Raw genomic sequence first — 20,162 nt, 5'->3', positions numbered from 1 at the left:
GAACCAGGCGCGAAAGCGCCACTCTTTCACGAGTAGATCATTCGCCAAATTCTGCTCACCAACATAGCGCCTTGTCACAGCAGAATTTCGCTGTGCCTGCTGACACCTGCCCGAAAGTCAGGGCTGTCCTGAATCAGGTTCTTGCGGTTGACCGGGAGCATGGGTATGGGTTTTGTATCCAGTTTTCGAATACAGCGATCGGCATCGGTTTAGCACACAAAAACCCCTGACCAAACTGGACTCCCATCCCATACAGCTGATCGTGCTGAGCTGCGGTTTCAATACCCTCCACTACCAGATGCATGCCCATTTCGGCGGCCAGCGCTACAGTGTGGCGAATGGCTGCAATGTACCGGCCGGGACCATCGATAAATCGGGTGAATTCTTCAGCCAGTTTGATTTCACTGAACGGTACCTGGCAAAGGCGCAAGAGTGACGAATAGCCCGTTCCGAAGTCATCAATTGACAGCCGTACACCTAAATGATGCAGGCGAATCAGCTGTTTAACGCTGGCAGCGCAAGCTTCGCCGACCCCGTCCTCGGTGATTTCGAAGGTGAGGGACGAGAGTGGCAGCGCGTGCTGGCGCAAGCGGGTCTCCAGGCGTTCGATGAGTGCATCACTCATCAATTGATCAAGAGACAGGTTGAATGCCATGCCTATGAATCTGCCTTGTTCCAGTAGCTTTAGCTGAAAGGCCAGGCTCTGCTCCAACAATTCGAATAGCAGTGTATCGAGCCATTTTTCACGGGCCATCAGTGCAATGAAGGTTGCTGGATTGAGTACGCCATACAGAGGGTGATGCCAGCGTGCCAGGACTTCCACCGAGTCGACCTGACCAGTGTGCAAATCGAATTTGGGTTGTAGGTACGCATTGAACTCTCTGCGTAGAAGACCACGTTTTACCTCCCCGGCACTGGGCAGTCGGGCTGGTTTTTTCGGAGCGCTTGAACTGTCCGGCCGGTTTTGCAGAGCTTGCTTTGGTTGGTAGGTGTGGCTCGCAACGAGCGCGTGCAATGAGGTTTTTTGCATGGTGGGGCAGCCTGAATGGGTATGCCTCTGAGCCTAAGCGACCCCACCCTGGCGACACGAAAGACGAATCTGTATTTTTGCCGAGATTTTTCTGGAACTGCGCGCAGATAACTCTCGGCGCCAGCCCGGAACATCAGCTCGGTCGCAGTGCCTGGTTGATTGCCTCCAGTGACTGCATCAGGGTCGTCACAGCTTCAAGTGTATTAATGGACATCATTCCATCAGCGCACAGTTCTTCGACCTCAATGCATTGTTCCAGTAGTCCTGAGTGGTTGAGCATGTACGCGGTGCCTTTGAGCTTGTGCGCAACGCGTTCCATTTCCTTCAGGTCTTCCTTGTCCAATGCACGTTGCAAGGCTTCGAGTTCGCTGTTGTTGCTTTCGATCACCTGTTCGGCCAAGGCCGCGTGGATAGTGCTCGTCGACGACGGCAAATTTTTGAGTTGTTGCTCGTCTGTGTCGAGCTTGGGGATCCAGCGGTTCAGGTCGGCCAGGGTGATTGGCTTGGTCAGCGCATGATCCATACCGCTGGCCAGGCAGCGCTCAAGCGCTTCGCGTTGGGCATCGGCGGTCAGTCCAATGATGATGCACGGGCGAACGCCCCGGGATTGCTCCAGCCGGCGGATGCTTTGGGTCATTTCGATACCGCTCATCTGCGGCATGTTGGCATCGGTGAGCACAATGTCGATTTCATTTTCTTGCCACATCGCCAGGCCTTCAAGGCCATTGCTGGCGGTTACCACACGATGACCCAGGTAGGAGAGTTGCTGGTACAACAGGTACTGGCTCGGCAGGTGGTCCTCGACAATCAATAGGGTCAAGGCTACATCGAGGCTTTTGTCCGCAGTCGACCCGGACACCGGGGAAGTGACATGGGTCTCGGCACTGACGCACTCAAGCACTATGCTGAATGTCATCTGAGTGCCGAACTTCGTATCGCTTTCTACCTCCAGATGCCCCCCCATAAAGTTGCTTAGCTCTTTACAGATTGCCAGGCCCAGGCCAGCGCCAGCATTGGGATCGTTGATCGCATCCCGGGTAATAAAGAAGGGGTTGAATATCTGATCAATTTGCGCCGCCGGGATGCCAACCCCGGTGTCGCTCACGCTTATAACAACCTGTAGAGAGGTTTTGCTCGCGGGGCTGACCTGGCAACGAATTTCGATGCCACCCTGTTCGGTGAACTTGATCGCATTGCTCAGGAGGTTGGAGATGATTTGTTTGACCTTCAGCGCGTCCACCCAAACCAGCTCCGTGGCCAGCGGGGCGATGTCCAGGCGCAAGTACAAGCGTTTCTGCCGGGCCAGGCCGGAAAATACATTGCTTGTCGATTCCAGTAGTTCCTTGATGCGGGTGGGTTCAGGCGACAGGCTAAGCTTTCCTGATTCGATGCGCGATATGTCCAGAATGCTGCCGATCAGGGCTAACAGGTGATTCGCTGACTCGTAGGCTATGTGTACGGACTGCGTGTTGAGTTCGGCGTTGTCCTTGCGAGTGAGCACCAGTTCCAGCATGCCGATGATAGCGTTGAGGGGGGTGCGGATTTCGTGGCTCATGGTGGCCAGGAAGACTGATTTGCTTCGGCTGGCCTTTTCCGCGGACTCCTTGGCGACCTGCAGTTCGTCCAGCAGTAATTGTCGCTGCTCAAGGTCGTGACGTTTTCTCAGAATGCGACGGCGTTGAACCACAATCAGCAGGCCGGCTACCACCAGCAGGGCGCCCAATACCTCGAAAGATCTCCAGATACTAGAGGCGATTCCTTCCCAGTACTTTTCATCGGTAGCTGAATTGGCGCGCCAGAGTCCGATGATCTGCAGGTTCTTGCGCGGAGGGATTTCAATCATGGCCTTGTTGATGATCGAGATCAGTTCCGGATGGTTTCCAGGGGCGGCGAACACGATTTTTGCATCCTCAACATTGAGGATGCCGCCGATTTTCAGGCTTGATTCGTATTTGTAGGAGAGGTAGTAGCGCGCTACGTTGGCAGGTGCCAGGACAAAATCAGCTTTACCGTCACGGACAAGATTGAACGCCTCGCCCATGGTTTCGGTATTGACTATCCGTACATGGGGATATTGCCGGGCAATCAGCGCATTTTGCAGATAGCCTTTTGCAACTGCTACGGGTGCAGTGCTTTGTGCTTCCAGCTGAGCTTGATCATTGCGGCGCATCACAAACAGGTAGGGCGCGACAGCCAGAGTTCGGGTATGCAGATATGACAGTGAAGACTCACTGGGCTCTGTCAAGATGCCAAGACTTGCCTTGCCAGTGTTCAGCAAAGCGTTGACTTCGCTCAACGAGCTGACACGGATAATCTTGAGGTGAATATCGGTCTTTCGCCGAATGATGCCCAATAAATCTGAAGCAATGCCATTCAAGCGACCATTGCTGTTGAAAAAAGCGTAAGGGGCAAGATCTTCACTGATCGCAATGTTGACTACCCCGGCATTGCTGATCCAGGTGCGTTCCGCGTTGCTGAGGTGCAGGCGAAAATCACTTAGATCACCACTCTCAAAGTCGCCCCAGAAATACTGGGCATTGTTCATCTGGCGATGCGTGATACTTCCCAGCCCGCGTTTCAGGAGGCCAGCCAGTACCGGATTGTTGGCTGCAAGGGCAAAAGAAAGATCCACCTTGGGCAGGCGCGTGCTCTGGTTGATTTCAAACTGCACACTGAATAGCTGGCTGGACAGGTAGTAGGTCGAGAGCGTGTCACCGAGGTAGACGTCATTATCACCGGTCAGTACCGATGCCATCGCTGCAAGGGGGGTGGCATACATGATGAAAGCCCCCTGGCCGCCGTTGCGCCTGTACATCGAGAGCGCAGCGCTGTTAGCCACAGCGATGCGCAATTTGGGGTCACTGATGCTGTATTCGTGAAGATCCCCCCCGTCTGCGAAGAGGGCCAGCTCTGACTGCCCGTAAGGTGGCGTAAGTTGCACGCCAAAATGGCTGGCCTCCTGCGAGGTGGCGGTGGCCACCAGATCTATCTGCCCTTGACGCAGGGCGTCAAAGGCGGCATTGGCCGTGGTGAACGGGCGCACCTTGATCTCGATCGCCAGTTCGCTCTGCAAAGCAGCCAGGTAATCCGCGGTAAGTCCTTCAAAGCTATTGTGTTCACTAAAGATGCGGTACGGCGGCAAGGAATCACTGGTCACGCCGACTATCAGCGCTTGCTTTTGATCGAGCCAGGCCCGCTCAACATCGTCGGGCTGGACTTTAATGTTATCCAGTTGTTGTCGCGCGGTGGGCTGTAGATCGCCCGTCTCGGACCTGACCGGCATACAGGACAAAATAGTGAGTAGAACGAAGGCGCCGAGTCGGGATATTGTCGATTTCACGTCAAGGTCAAATAAGGTTGTGCTGTTTGGCAATGTTCGCCAACTCGACCACTGAGGTCACGCTGAGTTTCATCAGAAGGTTGACCTTGTGGCCGCTGACCGTCTTGCTACTAAGGTTGAGTTTGGCTGCGATGTCACGGTTGGAGTAGCCCTCGGCCAGCAACTTCAGGATCTGCATCTCGCGATCTGTAAGATTGCCCAGGTCGCCCGCGGCAACTGTTTGAGCACCGCCAGAGTAGATCGGCATGGCATCCCTTGGAAATAACACATAGCCATCGGCGATGGTATTGATCGCCTTGATCAGTTGGCTAATAGGTTCGTGTTTGCTCACAAATCCGCTCGCTCCGGCTTGAAAGCAGCGAGTGGCATAAGCCTCTTTCATCTGTGAGGTGAATACGAGCACCCGGGTATCGAGTTTTTCCCGGGCGATTCGTTGTAACACCGTAAGCCCGTCCATTTTTTCAAGACTTATATCCAGAATTACCAGGTCTGGCTTAAGGGAATCGATCATTTGCAAGGCATCGACCCCATCGGCCGTCTCGCCAACGGTCTCGAACCCGATCTCATCGAGAGCGTTACGGATGGCCATGCAAATAACCGGATGATCATCGACGATCAATACTGTCTTACTCATGAATCTTGACTCACCTGTGGGCATGCATCGGGAGGACAACTATGGCTGGCTACAGCCACCGCTCAACCCGCTCAGTCTGAACAAGACTTGGCTGAGCATTTTCGAATTTTCCGGGTATATAAAATATTACATTTTGTTACATGGGGGATTATTGCAGGAGCCGCCCCGATGGTCACCAAGCTTTGTGCTGCTGATCGGCGAGAGCATTCTTGCCTGCAAGCAAGATATTTCTGGCTGGCGCGCAGGCACCTTGAATGCATCAGCACGAGTCAGCGCAACAAAAGAAACTGTCCAGTAGACGCTAGCTGATTTGTGCCGGGACGCTATCTTTTCCCGGTGCAGGCTGCGCGCAAGGGTAGAGGCATTAAGACTGCGCCTGTAACAGTCCCCGCTTTGTCTATCGGGCATGCCGGGGCGCTCAATAAACGGTGCAGGGCGAAAGTCCGTGAGGCTTCACTTCTGGGGCTCTGCAAGCCGCCTCCGGCTCTGGTGTGTTTTATAATTTGCGCGAATGAGTTTATCAAAGCAGGTTGTTGTTTCGCCTCGCGATACCCTGGTTTAAAAGGGTTATATAAAAAGCGCCGATACCGATCGAGAAATTTCCCGGTCTGCCTCAAGAAGCGTCTCAGTTACCTTGATGGGCCTGGCTCTTATACTGGTCGAAGTTCAACGATATCGATATATCGGGGGCTTTGACCGCATGCCATTGTGCGCCACTTTGATGGGGCACTGTCTCTATTAAAGGATTGTAGCTAGAGGCTTGGTCGCAAACTTATAATTGTCATAAAGGAATCCTTAATATGAAACTTAATAAAATCGCTCTGGCAGCCGCGCTGGTACTCGGTACTATCACAACGGTACAGGCTGCAGACGAAGGTAATGGCGTAGTCCGGTTTACCGGTTCTATTATTGATGCGCCTTGCTCTATTGATCCGAACTCTGTTGATCAGACGGTCGAGCTGGGTTCGGTCTCTAACGTGGTACTGGTTGATGGTGGCAACTCAGCCCCGAAGCCTTTTGAAATTCGCCTGGAAAAATGCAGTCTGGATACTGCAGCCACGGTCAAAACAACCTTTAACGGTGCAGCAGGCCAAGGTGGTTTGCTCGGTATTACCGGTGACGCTCGTGGTGCGGGTATTGCGTTGACCGATGGTAACGGTACTGCGATCACCTTGGGTACAGCCACTGCTGGTCAGTTGGTAAGTATCGGGGCCTCCAACGCCACTCTGACCTTCAGTGCCTACCTCAAAGGTAACGGTGGTGATGCTACGACCATCATTCCGGGTGAGTTCAGCAGTGTGGCCAACTTCATGCTGTCCTATAACTAACCGGCTCCCGGGCCCGGTTTGGCTATGCATGTGGGCGCATCCCACATGCATCTTTGATCTGAATAATGAGCTTTACCAACTACAGGGCTTGGCGCAAGTCGCGGTATTTGAGCGGCTCTCGGCATTGACTCGGTAATCAACAAAAAGCACGAACTGAGACGTTTAATCAAGTCCTGTGCTTTTTCGTGGGTGGTGGTTGAGTGAGCGTCATGTCTCGTCAGTGGCTGGCGTACTTTTTGGTGTGAATATAAATGATATGGGCTCCTCAATCGTGAGTGCACCGAACTGGGCACTTGCACCTTTTCGTCCGCGCATATTGGGCATTTCCATAACCTGTGTATTCAGTTGCGTCGGGTATCAAGCCAGCGCACAGGAAGTGCAATTCAATATTGACGTTCTGGATGTTAAAGATCGCGAAAATATGGACTTGGGCCAGTTTTCCCGTGGCGCTTATATCATGCCGGGCGATTACACGATGCTCGTACGTATCAACAGGCAGGAACTGCCTGAACAGTCTGTGGTTTTTTATCCCTCAGAACAGGATGCAAATGAGAGTTCCGCCTGTCTCAGTCCGACGCTGGTGGAGCAGTTTGGTTTAAAACCGGACATCAACAAAAAACTCACGTGGTGGCACCAGGGGCAATGCCTGTCACTGGACAGTCTGCCGGGTGCAACAGCCCGTGCTGAATTGGGCACTTCCAGCCTGATGGTAAACATACCGCAGGCTTATCTCGAATATGCCGTAGACACTTGGGATCCGCCGTCGCGTTGGGACGAAGGCATCCCCGGGCTGTTCGTTGACTATTACATGAATGGCCAAAGCCAGCGCCAGGAGCAGGGCGGTGGTACCTCTTACAACCTGAGCGGTAACGGCACCGTGGGGGCTAACATGGGCGCCTGGCGGCTACGTGCCGACTGGCAAACGCGGCTGGATCATCGGAGCAATGGTCAGGGCCCGGGCAATAGCTGGGACTGGAGCCGCTACTACGCCTACAAGGCTATTCCGACCCTTGGGGCGCAGTTTTCCCTGGGTGAAAACTTCCTGTATTCCGACATCTTTGACAGCTTTCGCTTTACCGGCGTCAGCCTGATCACCGATGACAGCATGCTGCCGCCTAACCTGCGTGGTTATGCCCCCGAAGTGGCAGGCGTGGCACGAACCAACGCCAAAGTGGTGATCACCCAGCAGGGCCGGGTGCTGTATGAAACCCAGGTCGCCTCGGGGCCGTTCCGTATTCAAGACATTAACGATGCCGTTTCCGGGCAACTGGATGTACGGGTAGAAGAGCAAGATGGCAGCGTGCAGACATTTACCGTCGATACTGCCAGCGTTCCCTACCTGACCCGGCCAGGGGCGGTGCGTTACAAGGTCAGCAGCGGTCGCCCCTCGGACTTCAGCCACAGTACCGATGGGCCCATGTTTATCACCGGTGAGGCTTCGTGGGGGGTGAGCAACGGCTGGTCGATTTACGGCGGCGGTGTCGAAGGCGGTGATTACAAAGCCTTGGCCCTGGGGGTAGGGCGGGACCTGATGGCCTTTGGGGCATTGTCGTTTGACATTACCCAGTCGCGGGCCCGACTGCCTCAACTGGCGCAAGACACACTTAGCGGTGCTTCTTACCGGCTGCGCTATTCGAAAAACTTCGACAAATACGACAGTCAGGTGACCTTTGCCGGGTATCGCTTCTCGGAGAAGGACTACATGTCCATGAGCGATTATCTGGATGCCCGTAACTTCGGCACCCGCAATGAAAACAGCAAAGAACTGTACAACATCAGTTTCAGGCAGAACTTCAGCGACAGCGGGTTGAGTACCTACCTCAACTACGACCATCAGACTTATTGGGATACCCAGGCCAACGACCGGTACACCTTTACCTTGTCCAAGAGCCTGAGCTTCGGTCAGTTCAGGGGCATAAGCCTGTCGATGACGGCGTACCGCAACAAGTACAGCGGTGCCAATGATGACGGCATGTATGTTTCGTTCTCAATGCCACTGGGTGGCGGCAGCAGTTCCGTTAGCTACAGCGGCAGCTATGACCGCGATGCCAACAGTCATCAGGTGGGCTATTACGATCGTTTGGCTAATGCCGACAGCTATCAGCTCAATGGCGGCAGAAACAGTAACGGCACCACCGCCAGTGGTTTCTACACCCATGACGGAACTCTGGCGCGGGTCAATGCCAACACCAGCTACCAGGAGGGGGGGTATGCCTCGGTGGGTATGTCGCTGCAAGGCGGGGCAACGGCCACCTTGAAAGGCGCTGCGCTGCACCGCTCGAACATGGTTGGCGGCACTCGAATCCTGGTCGATACCGACGGCGTCGCGGACATCCCTATCTCGGGCTACGGCTCAGCCATCCGCACCAACAGGTTTGGTAAAGCAGTGGTCACCGACGTCAACAGTTATCACCGCAACCAGCTCAGCATTGACGTTAACAAGTTGCCGGAAAACGCCGAAGTAGGGCGCTCGGTGACGCAAGCCACCTTGACCGAAGGGGCTATTGGCTATCGACGGTTCGAGGTGGTGTCCGGTGAGAAAGCGATGGTGGTGATCCAGCTGGGCGATGGTTCAAGCGTTCCGTTTGGTGCCACGGTGAAAAACCACAAGGAGCAGGAGGTGGGCATCGTCAGTGACGATGGCAACGCCTACCTCAGCGGCATCAACCCTGGCGAGCAAATGAGCGTGCACTGGAATGGCCAGGCGCGGTGTGCGCTGCAGATGCCTGCGCAGATTGCCGAGGGCAGCATGGCAGAACTGGTGTTGCCGTGCACCCGGATACCCGCTGGCGATTCGCCAGAGAAAGCAGCGGGTTGACTGCTTGCAACAACTACACCGGCTGCCCTGTGGCAGGCCATTGCGGCCTTCTCTTTAGCGGCCTGCCTTTGAAGTTTTTACAGAGATACAAACAGTGAGTAATAAAAGATGAACATGTGTAGTAATCCTTTTTTTCGCGTGACTGGAGGCTTGTTGTTAGGCCTGCTGGGCCTGCAACAGGTGCAGGCGGCCGTGGCGCTGGACCGTACCCGGGCAGTGTTTAACGGTGGCGAAAAGTCCATCAGCCTCAGTATCAGCAATGACAACAAGACACTGCCTTACCTGGCACAAGGCTGGGTGGAAGATGCGCAGGGCAACAAGATTACCAGCCCGTTGACCGTACTCCCTCCGCTGCAGCGTCTGGAGCCGGGGGCTCAAAGCCAGGTCAAGATTCAGGCCTTACCGGCCGCCCATCAGTTAGTGCAGGACCGCGAGACGCTGTTCTATTTCAACCTGCGTGAAATCCCGCCCAAGAGCGAAAAGCCCAACACCCTGCAGCTGGCACTGCAGACGCGCATCAAGCTGTTTTATCGGCCCAAGGCGCTGGGCGCAACCATCGGGATGGTGCCCTGGCAGGAACAACTGACGTTGAGCAAGCAGGGCGAAAAATACCAGGTGAATAACCCGACCCCGTATTACGTGACGATAGTCGACGCCGGCAGCAAACCCGGCCCCGCCGGCGCCGTGGGGTTTGAGCCGGTGATGGTGGCGCCACAGGGAAAAGAGATTCTGAACCTGGGGGTTTCCGTGCTGGGCCTGAACCCGGTGCTCACCTACGTCAATGACTACGGCGGTCGCCCGCAACTGCAGTTCACCTGTAGCGGAACTGAATGCAAGGCCGAGCCCGCCAAGAAAGAATTTTAACCGGCGTAACGGTGTCATGACCCGATGAAGGAGCCAGACATGCAACAGCAAACTAAAGGCAGTACCGGCGTGTTGCGTGGGTATGGTGCGTTGACAGACAGTTCTCGGACACTGGAGATGGGCATGGCAAACCAGGCTGTTCAGCCGCAAAGCATGGACGCCACCCGGGTCGCGCAAGCGAGGGCCGGTATAGCCCGACTGAGCATGCGATATGAGTAACGGGAGCGCTATGGCCAGTGAAAAATCATGCCCGTATACCTGGCGTGTCCTCTACGTTGCCCTGTACGCCGCTCTGTTCGCATTGGGGGCGACAGCTCACCCGGCTCTGGCGGCCTCATCCAGCACCATCAACGTCACGGTCACCCTCACGGCAGCGCCGTGCGAGATCAACAGCAACATGCTTATGGAAGTCAACTTCGGCAATGACGTGCTGACCACGCTGGTAGACGGTAACTATAAAAAAATGCCGGTGCCGTACACGGTGAAGTGCCCGCCTGATGCACCCAGTGCGATGAATATCCGCATAGAAGGCACGGGCGCGGCGTTTAACCACGACGTATTGACGACCAACATCACCGACTTCGGCATTGCGATATCAAGTAACGGGACAGCCCTGCCGATCAACAGCTCTAAGGGCTTCACCTACCCGGACTGGCCGCAAATTGAAGCGGTACCGGTCAAGCGTCCAGGCGCCACTCTGAGTGGTGGTGTTTTCTCAGCGGGGGCAGTCATGAAGGTGGAGTACCGGTGAACAGGTGCGACGTGATGAAGCTTTATGCAGGCATGCTGTTGTTACTCGCTATTAGCGCATTGAGTGCGCCGGGCATGGCGGCGGACAATATGAAATTCTCCGGTACTCTGATTGAGCCGCCACCATGCACCATCAATAACGACGGCCAGGTGGATGTTGATTTTGGTAACCGGGTGGGTGTGAAAAAAGTGGATGGCGTTAACTATCTGCAAGTGATGAATTACCAGATCAAATGTGATCCCAGTGTGAGTGCCCGGGACATGACCCTGGAAATCATGGGTACCCCCGCGGATTACGATGCCGCGGCAGTGAGCAGCAACGTGACCGACCTGGCGATCCAGATCCAGCAAAACGGCGTGCCCTTTGAATTGAACAAGCCGATCCCCATCAGGCTGGCCAGCCCGCCGGTTCTGTCGGCCGTGCCGATCAAACGGGCAGGAGCAACGCTGATAGAAGGGCCGTTTGAGGCCACTGCGACCCTGCGGGCGGTGTACCAATGAGCCGGCGCACCAGGCATGTATATGTCCTGGCGCTAGTGTTGCTGCTAAACCCGCCGGCGCAGGCTGACAATGTTCGGTTACACGGCGTCCTGGTGGCAGAACCCTGCGTCATTGCGCCAGGGGGCGAGAGCGTGGCACTGGACTTCGGCACGGTGATAGACAAGTACCTGTATACCAACCAGCGCACCCACGGCCAGCCAGTTGATATACGCCTGGCGAAGTGCGATGTGAGTCTGGGCAGAACGGTCAAGGTGACCTTCAGGGGTACTGAAAACCCGCATCTGAGCGGATTGCTGGCGATCGACGCTGCCAGCCAGGCCAAAGGCATTGCCATCGGCATGGAAACCCCGGCCGGTCAGAAGTTGCCGCTGAATAAGCCCGGCCAGGGCGTCCGGTTGGTTAACGGGAATAACACTGTGACGGTTCAGGCCTATGTGCAGGGTGAACCCGATGCAATTGCCAACAAGACTATTGAGCGTGGGCCGTTCAGTGGCATTGCCACGTTCAACCTGGAATATGAATAAGGCTGTTAGTGATTGGCTGGCGGCGTATGTCTGGCATCGACGGCAAAGGCTACAAGCGTCCGCTTGCGGTAGTTGGTAATACGCAGCCCTAGGCTAATATTGGCCCGCAAGCCCAAACAGCTAAGTAACAGATTTTAGGCGGCAGCAAGTCAGGGGTGGACATGAGGGGCATATCACACGTTTGGATATGCCCCTCAAACTCGTCAACGTTTACCGGAGGCTGGCCACAAATACTTGATCGCCTTTCTTTCATCAGCAGAAAAGCCTTTCCACTCGTGGCCGGAGGTGTACATCACGTCATTGGGGTTCGGCTCGGGGCTGGTACCGGGCACTAACAGGTCAGGGAAACCAACAGGGAAGCTGCTATCCTCGCCTCCTGAGTGCGTCAGGCCCATGGCGTGCCCCATTTCATGAACGATGGTGTTGTAATAAATTTCAGCTCCGAACTGCTCGTAATAGAAGTAATTAATATCGACCGACACGCCGACCTGGTAGCCCCATGGCCATTCGGCCCATCCCAATTGGCCGTCCTCTGTCCAGTACATATTTGCCTGACAGTTGGCTTCATCGGGAGTATCGACAAACTGAATATTGATACAAGACTCCAGGTCGGGGTTGTTCCATTCGTTTAGCGCCGCCTGGATAAAATCTTTCCATCCAGCATTGAAAATATCATTAACAAACACTTTGACGTTGCTCACTGCCGCGGGGGAGGCAATGTACCAAGGGTCTGGCGCCATGTAAGCCCGACCTTTTTTATGCTCTTCACTTTGTTGGTAGTTTTGCCATAACTCCTCGACGTGTTGACCCGTGATACGACGGCCGTTCGGCTCGATGATGAAGCCTTTTGGCACCACCTCTACGAACTCGGCTTTAAATCCCATCTTCGACAGGTATCCCAATTGCTTTTGGGTTTCCGGGCTCCACCGGTTATGTGCCGGTACACATTGGCAAACAGGCCCAAAGTGCGCTCCAGCCTTTTTTGAGCGGGTGGGGATTTTTTTAGGGGCAATCATAATTGAACCTCTCCATGGTGAGCATCGTTGATATACGTATGGGTGGGACGGTGGTGCTGAGGAAAAAAACTAGCCGTCAGCCGTTAGATTTCAAGGGTGGCTTGAAGGTTGTTAAAGGTAGTCTGGCGAGCGGTTTGAGGTAACCGTTGGAGTTTGTAGGGTTGCTTTTAACAAAGTGGAGGTCGATGGATTCACATCATCCCAAGCGGCAAATCCCTTTTTTCATTCATGCGGGAGCGCATATCCATTCACTATAGATAAGTCAGGTGTCCAGACTGGGGTACTCCAGTTATCCATGCCACTGAGATATTTGACGCCGAAGAAATTTTTATTGATGGAGCTTGACTACCTCGTAAATTGGCTGATGCGTATTATTTATGCGCTATGAAATTATCTTGGTCCAACTGAAAGCTGTATTTTTTACTTTATGTGCATGCTAATACCGTGCTGTTATGCTGCGCTTCCGCATTTTTGCGGATGGAAAAGCACGTGGAGTTGGAATGAGAAGAAATTTGAAACATGTAAAGCATCTTTTGGCCCTGGTGCAGGCTTACGCTGATCATAAGGGTATTGAGTTTAATCATCTTGCGGAAAAGTGGACCGCTAGCGGTAGCGGTAAGTCCCTGGAGGAGCCTGAGTGCCTTTATCTCGTGGCTTTGTGTAAGCAGGCTGGATACCTCAGCGAGTCCAAAGGATTCAAAGGTGCTCGGTTAATTCAGATGACTTGGTCAGGTCATGACTACCTTGATTTGAATACGTCTATATCCTGACCCAATCGCTATTGATTACCTTAAGGACCCGACCCATGTGTCGGGTTTTTTATTGCCTGAATTTGTCTGACGAAGACGCTTAAGGATAGTGGCCTGATGATTCCGGCCGCTCATTTAGACGACAATGCTCGCCCTATCGAGGTGTCAGATGACCAATTTACGTCGTGTCTTTATAGCTGAAATTTAACGCGAGGTTGAGGAGCTCGTACTAAAGCAAAACTACAGCTTCATCGCAGCAGGTCGATTAGTCGGGGTTGGCGAATCGGCTCTGCGCCTTTGGGGTGGTCAGCTTCAGCAGGTACCCACAGGCTTAACCCCACAAAGCAAGGAGTTAAAAGGATGATGGGCGGCCTGCTATTGCCCCTATGATCCCAATCTAGCCATAATGCATGCTAAATCACACCATTCAGGGAAGATCTTAAGTGTCCGGTTTATTGTTCGATCGTCCAAATAATATTCAAATAATATCTGTTTTAAATAAGCTTTCATCACAGTCGGGGGGAGTAACCCGAGTTTCCTTGGCCAGGGCAAAATCACTTGCTGAGCGCGGCTTTCGCTCGATAATAGCCACGGTAGAGTATGATCCTCTCTTGCTTGATTCGATCAAAGCGCTGCGCAGTGATGAGCGACTGGGTAGTACGGTCGGAATTTTAAATTTTTTCATTTACTTTGCAAAACTCTCCAGGGCTGGTGTGGGGACTGGGACTCTTTCAGACTATTTTGCTGACCCGGAAGGGGCTGAGTTTTCAAGGCGTTCCAGGTATGTAGGGATTTCGGGACTTCGCTCAAATGAGTATTTGAACTCGGAAGGCTGGGTGTTTGCACGGGAAATAGTGGATGCGACCGGTGAAGTGGTAAGTATTCAGCTAGATATTCCGGGCAGAGAAGTAGTCAATTTTTTGACAAGGGATGACGCTTATATCTATTGGCTTGACGAGGTATCGAGCTACGGGGAGTTCACTATTTTTATAGCAGATGCCTCGAGTCGATCTGATGCGGTGTCCAAGGTAACGGCAGTCAATGCCAGAACAGTCTTGACGTTACATGGCAATCATTTTGCCAGGCCCTTTGTGTTCGGCAGTGAAGTCACAGGTCTAAGTGGGAAAATTATTAGTAATGCCAGGTTTTGTGACGCATTAGTTGTTTTAACTGATGCCCAGAGGGTGGATTTGGTCAATCAGTTCCCAAGTCTAAATAATCTGGCAGTGATACCTAACTCAGTGAGTAAGGATACTCCGCCGCCGTTGACGCGCTCTGGCAACACATTTGTCGTTGTTTCGCGCTTGGAATCCGTTAAAAATATTGAATTGGTTATCAGGGCATTCAAGATTGCGTTGGCCAAAAATCACAGTCTTTGCCTGGATATATGGGGGCATGGAAGCAGGGGAGGGCATATCCAGGCTCTCATCGACGCTAGTGGCATGAGTGAGCAGGTCGTCCTGCGAGGTTATGCAAATCCGGTGTCTGAAGTTTTTGTTCAGGCCAGGGCTTCGCTATCCGCTTCGGTTTCGGAAGGGTTTGGCCTAAGTATCCTTGAATCAATGGCATTTGGATGTCCCGTCATATCGCTGTCTTCGAATTATGGCCCGGTAGAGTTAATTAAAAATGGCGTGAATGGTTATTTGGTAGGCGATGAGCAGGAAATGGCTGAAAAAATTCTTGGCCTGGCTGCAGACGATGTCAATCATGCGTCGATGTCTTCAGCTGGGGTGGAAACGGCTGATGAACATAGTCCTTCAAAGGTGGCGGATAAGTGGGTCAGTTTAATACATAAGTTGACCGCGCCTGGGTGGGGGGCGAAAACGGCAAATTGTTCTGTCAGTATTCGTAATGCCGCTTCAAGTGTCGGTGGGAATATTATACTTACGTCGTATACCAAGGAGGAGTTGTCGATTTACCGGAGGCTTCTGGTCGTCAGGGTTGATCGATCGAAAAAGGTAGGCGGTGCGGCGTGCCTGATTGAGCCGGGTGTATATAATATTCATCATCTTCAATTTGAAGACGATGGGCGTGTACTGCTGAAGTTTGCTCAGGGGGCTAATGTATATAAGGGTGTTGTTCCAAGATATTCTGTCGAATTCAAGCTTTTATCCTGATACTTACCCTTCGCCGGCCTATCTTTGGCGCCGCCCCGCAGCATGTCCCCCAGCCCGTTTTCATTGAGCTTGAGTCGCAGAGCGGGGTGTAGGCCAAAATTTGCAGGAATAGAGGAATTAGTAGTGCGTAGGCCCCGCAAGAGGTGGCGGTCATCTGGGGGCGCCAGCGGAAAATGACCTGACTCTTGCCTTGAATTGCCGTTAAGGATCTTCTTGAAATCCACAGCTTCGTTGGTCGACTGGTCTTGGGTCGCATAGATGAGCATCAAGCACGTGGTGGTAATGGGGGGCAGTTGAGTGAGTGGTCTCAGGGTTGACTGCCCATATTAGTTGTTGCTCAAAATTATTTTTGGCGACATTTTTTGGGTAGTCGCAGACAACCTCATCAACTCCTGGCGAGGGGATTAAGCTTTGGTGGCTGTGCCCTAGGCTGGAGTGATGGCATAATGATTGATTACCTATGGATCAGGGGGGGCGCGGGCAGATGTTTGGTGCATTGCTGGGAAGGAAAGGGTCGGATCTTACTGGCACTCAAGTGATATCGGTTCTTAATAGATTGTCTGCTACGGCTGGCGGCGTGACGCGAGCAGCGCTCAATAGAGCTGGGGTGCTTGGAAGAAGTGGGCTGAATTCATATGTTGTGTCAATTGATTATGATTCGGGGTTAGCCAACTCAGTCGAAGTGCTGAGACGAGATGGCAGGCTTGACCCGGACGTTCTTGTATTTAATATGTTTTTCTATTACGGCGCTTTGTCTGAGTCTCTCGCAAAGCTTAAGAAAAAACCGCCGCTGAGCAAGCTCTCCGTTACGCCTGCGCTTTCAGTTCCAGTGCGCCGGTCCAGGTTCATTGGGGCGACGGAACTCCAGTCCGTTGAGTTTTTCAATAGTGCAGGGGTAATTTTTGCTCGTGAACTTCTGGACAAGGCCGGAAATTCGGTTTCATTTCAATTGAATATTTCGCCTGCCCTGACATACACATTCAAGGCAAGAGAAGACGCTTGTACACATTGGCTCGAAGAACTTTCTGAGAATGGCTCTCATACAGTAGTTATTGCAGATGCCTCCACAGCCAGTGATGTGGTAACAAATATTAAGTCTAAAAAGGCCTCAAAGGTCCTGACGCTGCATGGCAATCACTTTTCCGATCCTTATGTGTATGGCAGCTCTGTTAAACCTAGAAGTCAGCTGATCATTGATAATGCCAAGGTCTGTGACTCCCTGGTGCTGTTGACGGAGAGCCAGAAAGTAGACGTAGGGCGGCAGTTTGGGGACAGTCAGAAAATATCGGTAATACCAAATTCTACAACTATATTTAAAGACGATTTTGTTGTCAAAAGAAAGCCGAAGCTGTTTGTGGTGGTTGCAAGACTTGACGCAGTAAAGAGTATTGGTCGTGTTATCCGGTCTTTCAAACTTGCCGTCGAGAGTGATCCGGAACTGGTGCTGGAGATTTGGGGGCGCGGTTCGTTAGAGGGTGAACTAAAAGCGTTGATTCTGGAACTGGGCCTTTCAGGTAGTGTTTTCATGAAGGGGTACACGCGGAACCCTGACACCGTTTTCAGGCGGGCTCGTGCGTCGCTGTCAAGTTCGTTGTCAGAGGGCTTTGGGCTCAGTTTGCTAGAGTCGATGTCTGTTGGGACACCTGTTATTTCGTTTGACGCCAATTATGGGCCTAAAGAAATTATTCAAAACGGTGAAAACGGTTTTCTTGTGAATAGCGAGCAGGAGTGTGCTGCAAAAATCGTTAAGTTGGCGCAGGATAATTCACTGTTTGATTATTTGGCAAAAGGCGGAATTGAAAGTTCAAACCGTTATTCGCCAGATTTGGTTGGCCAAAAGTGGTTGGGGCTTGTCAAGAATTTGAGCGGCGGAGAAAGCTATAACAATGATTTTGGCGAGAGAACCGTATTTGAAAATACTAACTCCAGTGGTTCCGGGAGTATTTTTATCTCTGCCAGCGAAATTGCCGGACGCCCGCTTGATTGCGTTAGGCGGGTAGAGATCGTTCGTATAGACAGGACAAAAGTGTTCAACGACCAGTACTCCAAGCTTGAGCCGGGGGTCTACCGAGTTCATAGCATAACTCATGAACCTGGTTCATTCAGGTATGCCATTAAGATTGCTCATGGCGGGCGACAGCATAAAGGTGTCATCCCACTAAAGTCGCTGACGTTCAAACTGCTCAGTTAGTGGCCGTTGTGCGGGTGTAGGTGCTTGCTCATGTGATCTTGCCCCCCCAGTGTTGTCTATAAACATCAAGCCTGCCGAGTGCAGGCTTTTTTTTGCCTGGAGATAAGCAATGCCATTACCACGCAGCACCGGCTCCCTGGCAAGGCACTTGGGCAATACGCCCCAGACTGATGGCGCCGGTCAGAAGCATCGTGAGCGTGGCCTGATCCAGTTCGCCGGCCGGACTAACCATGTCGAGTACCGCGAAGCCAGGGCCTCGAACACCGGCTGCGGTTTCTTGCGGCAAGCTGCGTAAAGCCTTTTATTCAGCCTTCGCAGAGTGTTGGCAATATTCCGTGAAAAATACCATGCGCTGGCAGGTGGCCCACGCTGTGCCCTTGAGCCCGGTTAGTCCGAAAGAGGTAAGTACCGACAGGGGGGGTTGTGAAAGGATTGAAAGGCCCGGGCTCCGGGTTCATGCAGGAGCCGATCCGGCGAAGTGCAGGGGTGCTTTTTAAACGTATGACAAGGAGATCAATGTTGAAGGACGCCTTTGACTTTATCGTGGTGGGCTCCGGCTCGGCGGGCGGCACCTTGGCGGCGCGTCTCAGCGAAGACGGCCGCTACCGGGTGCTGGTGCTGGAGGCCGGCGGGAGCCACAAGCATTTTTTAGTCCGAATGCCCGCAGGTTGGGGGGCAATGACGTACAGCCCCAGATTTTCCTGGATGCACAAGACCGAGCCGGAAAAGTATGCCGGCGGCCGACGCATGAAGATGCCCAGGGGCAAGCTCGTCGGCGGCTCGTCCTCGATCAACGGCATGATCTATATCCGCGGGCACCAGCATGATTACGCCGATTGGGTCGCGGCGGGCGCCACGGGCTGGAGTTGGCCGGAGCTGTTGCCGCACTTTGTGCGAACCGAAGATCAGCAGCGCATTCATAATGCCTGGCATGGCCGGGGCGGTCCGCTTTCGGCGAGCGACCTGCCGTCAGTGCACCCGTTGACGCACGCGATGGTTGACGCCGCCGTACAGGCGGGCCTGGAACAGGTCGACGATTTCAATGATGGTCAGGCCAAGGGGGCGGGAGTCTTTCAGGTCAATTTCCGTGACGGTCGGCGCTCCTCGATTGCCAGCAATGCGATCGAGCCGGCCCTGCGCCGACCCAATTTCAAGCTGGTGATGCGGGCGATGGTGCAGCGGATTGTTTTTGAAGGGCGCCGCGCAACCGGCGTGGAATACAGCCTGCCTGATGGCAGCCGCCACCTCGCCAAGGCCCGGCGCGAAATATTGCTGTGCGCCGGGGCCGTACAGTCGCCTCAGTTGCTGATGGTCTCGGGCGTCGGGCCGGCTTCGCAGTTACAGGCCCTGGGTATCCCGGTTGTGGTGGACTTGCCCGGGGTGGGCGAAAACCTGCAGGACCACGTGAGTGCGCCGTTGTGCTGGAGGTTAAAACCGGGCGTGTGCGGGATGAACAGCCGGTTCCGTGGCGTGGGCCTGGCGGGCTCGGTACTGCGTTACCTGGCGAGCCGCACCGGGCCGATGACGAGCCCGCCCGCGGAATTCGGCTGCTACCTCAAGAGCGATCCCGATCTGGCGTATAACGATATTCAGGTATTCGGCCTGCCGATGACCGGCCAGAGCGATGGCGACAGCGACAAGGCCGCGCAACCGGACCGTTTCGAGGGCATGACGCTGGGGCCCTTTCAGGGGCGGCCGTTCTCACGCGGCCATGTACGACTCAAAAGCCGCGACATGGATCAACACCCGGCGATCACCATGAACTATCTGCACGACGCGCGTGACCGTCGTGCGCTGATCTGGTCATTGCGCTGGTTACGGGACATGGCGAAACAGCCGGCGCTGGCCGGATTGATCGACACTGAGGTCCGACCCGGCCCGCAGGTGCAGACCGACAAACAATGGCTGGACTGGATGGAGCCTTTGCTCACCACTGCCTATCACCCTGTGGGCACCTGCCGTATGGGGCATGCTGATGACCCGATGGCCGTCTGCACGCCTGATCTGCGTGTGCGCGGGGTACAGGGTTTACGGGTAATCGATGCGTCGGTCATGCCCAATCTGATCTGCGGCAATACCAATGCCACGACCGTGGTGATTGGCGACAAGGGCGCCGATCTGGTCTTGGGGCACGCGCCGCTGGCGCCTCTGCATCTGTGACGTCTACTGTCTTCAGTCTGCTGGCAAATGGTGCAAGAGGGGCGTGGGAGTCATCGCTGAATCATCTGATGGATGTCCATGTCGGGTTGGCCCAAACAATCCAGTCACTCAGAACATTGCAAAAGCCGGAGCCTGACTTT

The 20,162-nt window shown here is 53.8% G+C and carries 16 protein-coding genes; 12 read left to right on the top strand and 4 right to left on the bottom strand.

Annotation, left to right across the window (positions count from 1 at the left end; all coding sequences use genetic code 11):
- Positions 1-133: 133 nt before the first annotated feature.
- The 3 genes from FEZ21_RS16125 to FEZ21_RS16115 all read right to left on the bottom strand — a co-directional run bounded on the left by FEZ21_RS16125 (position 134) and on the right by FEZ21_RS16115 (position 4,989).
- Entirely contained in the window at positions 134-1,030 is an 897-nt protein-coding gene (locus FEZ21_RS16125; RefSeq protein WP_010656899.1) for an EAL domain-containing protein, read from the bottom strand.
- A gap of 133 nt (positions 1,031-1,163) precedes the next feature.
- Positions 1,164-4,313, bottom strand: a complete 3,150-nt coding sequence (locus FEZ21_RS16120; protein WP_160627833.1) for an ATP-binding protein — start codon at positions 4,311-4,313, stop codon at positions 1,164-1,166.
- A 64-nt stretch (positions 4,314-4,377) separates the two neighbouring features.
- The gene (locus FEZ21_RS16115) at positions 4,378-4,989 is read right to left on the bottom strand and encodes a response regulator transcription factor (protein WP_238839960.1); all 612 of its coding nucleotides are present in this window, start codon (positions 4,987-4,989) and stop codon (positions 4,378-4,380) included.
- A 13-nt stretch (positions 4,990-5,002) separates the two neighbouring features.
- Here FEZ21_RS16115 and FEZ21_RS16110 point away from each other — a divergent pair, with 13 nt between their 5' ends.
- From FEZ21_RS16110 to FEZ21_RS16075, 8 genes are all read left to right on the top strand, one after another.
- Positions 5,003-5,302: a hypothetical protein gene (locus FEZ21_RS16110; protein ID WP_160627832.1), complete on the top strand. Its 300-nt coding sequence runs from the start codon at positions 5,003-5,005 to the stop codon at positions 5,300-5,302.
- Between the two features lie 502 nt (positions 5,303-5,804).
- A complete protein-coding gene (locus FEZ21_RS16105) occupies positions 5,805-6,332 on the top strand; it encodes a fimbrial protein (protein ID WP_003446072.1) in 528 nt (175 codons plus the stop codon).
- A 256-nt stretch (positions 6,333-6,588) separates the two neighbouring features.
- A complete protein-coding gene (locus FEZ21_RS16100; protein ID WP_160628150.1) occupies positions 6,589-9,150 on the top strand; it encodes an outer membrane usher protein in 2,562 nt (853 codons plus the stop codon).
- 114 nt (positions 9,151-9,264) lie between these two features.
- Positions 9,265-10,014 (top strand): fimbria/pilus periplasmic chaperone, encoded by a 750-nt coding sequence (locus tag FEZ21_RS16095; protein ID WP_029612786.1) that lies wholly within the window; start codon positions 9,265-9,267, stop codon positions 10,012-10,014.
- A 39-nt stretch (positions 10,015-10,053) separates the two neighbouring features.
- Entirely contained in the window at positions 10,054-10,233 is a 180-nt protein-coding gene (locus FEZ21_RS16090; RefSeq protein ID WP_029612784.1) for a hypothetical protein, read from the top strand.
- A 10-nt stretch (positions 10,234-10,243) separates the two neighbouring features.
- Positions 10,244-10,765, top strand: coding sequence for a fimbrial protein (locus FEZ21_RS16085; protein ID WP_003446066.1), 522 nt, complete (start codon positions 10,244-10,246; stop codon positions 10,763-10,765).
- 14 nt (positions 10,766-10,779) lie between these two features.
- Positions 10,780-11,265: a fimbrial protein gene (locus tag FEZ21_RS16080; protein WP_003446065.1), complete on the top strand. Its 486-nt coding sequence runs from the start codon at positions 10,780-10,782 to the stop codon at positions 11,263-11,265.
- Complete coding sequence (locus FEZ21_RS16075) at positions 11,262-11,789, top strand: fimbrial protein (RefSeq protein ID WP_003446063.1); 528 nt, start codon at positions 11,262-11,264, stop codon at positions 11,787-11,789. The genes FEZ21_RS16080 and FEZ21_RS16075 overlap by 4 nt, the downstream gene beginning before the upstream one ends.
- A gap of 203 nt (positions 11,790-11,992) precedes the next feature.
- Here FEZ21_RS16075 and FEZ21_RS16070 read toward each other — a convergent pair whose 3' ends face one another.
- A complete protein-coding gene (locus FEZ21_RS16070) occupies positions 11,993-12,805 on the bottom strand; it encodes a hypothetical protein (protein ID WP_160627831.1) in 813 nt (270 codons plus the stop codon).
- 1,192 nt (positions 12,806-13,997) lie between these two features.
- Here FEZ21_RS16070 and FEZ21_RS16065 point away from each other — a divergent pair.
- The 4 genes from FEZ21_RS16065 to FEZ21_RS16050 all read left to right on the top strand — a co-directional run bounded on the left by FEZ21_RS16065 (position 13,998) and on the right by FEZ21_RS16050 (position 20,022).
- Positions 13,998-15,671, top strand: coding sequence for a glycosyltransferase (locus tag FEZ21_RS16065; RefSeq protein ID WP_373683733.1), 1,674 nt, complete (start codon positions 13,998-14,000; stop codon positions 15,669-15,671).
- A 484-nt stretch (positions 15,672-16,155) separates the two neighbouring features.
- The gene (locus FEZ21_RS16060; RefSeq protein WP_160627830.1) at positions 16,156-17,862 is read left to right on the top strand and encodes a glycosyltransferase; all 1,707 of its coding nucleotides are present in this window, start codon (positions 16,156-16,158) and stop codon (positions 17,860-17,862) included.
- 109 nt (positions 17,863-17,971) lie between these two features.
- On the top strand, positions 17,972-18,157 hold the full coding sequence (locus tag FEZ21_RS22875; RefSeq protein WP_160627828.1) for a hypothetical protein: 186 nt from the start codon (positions 17,972-17,974) through the stop codon (positions 18,155-18,157).
- 221 nt (positions 18,158-18,378) lie between these two features.
- Positions 18,379-20,022 (top strand): GMC family oxidoreductase, encoded by a 1,644-nt coding sequence (locus FEZ21_RS16050; protein ID WP_160627826.1) that lies wholly within the window; start codon positions 18,379-18,381, stop codon positions 20,020-20,022.
- Positions 20,023-20,162: the final 140 nt, after the last annotated feature.

This window comes from Pseudomonas sp. 9.1(2019) (assembly GCF_009910445.1).
GTDB classification, from domain to species: Bacteria; Pseudomonadota; Gammaproteobacteria; order Pseudomonadales; family Pseudomonadaceae; genus Aquipseudomonas; species Aquipseudomonas paraversuta.
This window is presented reverse-complemented; position numbering and strand designations above follow the sequence as displayed.

Bases quoted from the DNA above. Each gene is read 5' to 3' on its own strand.
- FEZ21_RS16110 (WP_160627832.1), top strand. From the start codon at position 5,003: ATGAATCTTGACTCACCTGTGGGCATGCATCGGGAGGACAACTATGGC.
- FEZ21_RS16080 (WP_003446065.1), top strand. From the start codon at position 10,780: ATGAAGCTTTATGCAGGCATGCTGTTGTTACTCGCTATTAGCGCATTG.
- FEZ21_RS16105 (WP_003446072.1), top strand. From the start codon at position 5,805: ATGAAACTTAATAAAATCGCTCTGGCAGCCGCGCTGGTACTCGGTACT.
- FEZ21_RS16120 (WP_160627833.1), bottom strand. From the start codon at position 4,313: ATGCCGGTCAGGTCCGAGACGGGCGATCTACAGCCCACCGCGCGACAA.
- FEZ21_RS22875 (WP_160627828.1), top strand. From the start codon at position 17,972: ATGCCATTACCACGCAGCACCGGCTCCCTGGCAAGGCACTTGGGCAAT.
- FEZ21_RS16100 (WP_160628150.1), top strand. From the start codon at position 6,589: ATGGGCTCCTCAATCGTGAGTGCACCGAACTGGGCACTTGCACCTTTT.
- FEZ21_RS16125 (WP_010656899.1), bottom strand. From the start codon at position 1,030: ATGCAAAAAACCTCATTGCACGCGCTCGTTGCGAGCCACACCTACCAA.
- FEZ21_RS16070 (WP_160627831.1), bottom strand. From the start codon at position 12,805: ATGATTGCCCCTAAAAAAATCCCCACCCGCTCAAAAAAGGCTGGAGCG.
- FEZ21_RS16050 (WP_160627826.1), top strand. From the start codon at position 18,379: ATGTTGAAGGACGCCTTTGACTTTATCGTGGTGGGCTCCGGCTCGGCG.
- FEZ21_RS16075 (WP_003446063.1), top strand. From the start codon at position 11,262: ATGAGCCGGCGCACCAGGCATGTATATGTCCTGGCGCTAGTGTTGCTG.
- FEZ21_RS16085 (WP_003446066.1), top strand. From the start codon at position 10,244: ATGGCCAGTGAAAAATCATGCCCGTATACCTGGCGTGTCCTCTACGTT.
- FEZ21_RS16095 (WP_029612786.1), top strand. From the start codon at position 9,265: ATGTGTAGTAATCCTTTTTTTCGCGTGACTGGAGGCTTGTTGTTAGGC.
- FEZ21_RS16060 (WP_160627830.1), top strand. From the start codon at position 16,156: ATGTTTGGTGCATTGCTGGGAAGGAAAGGGTCGGATCTTACTGGCACT.
- FEZ21_RS16090 (WP_029612784.1), top strand. From the start codon at position 10,054: ATGCAACAGCAAACTAAAGGCAGTACCGGCGTGTTGCGTGGGTATGGT.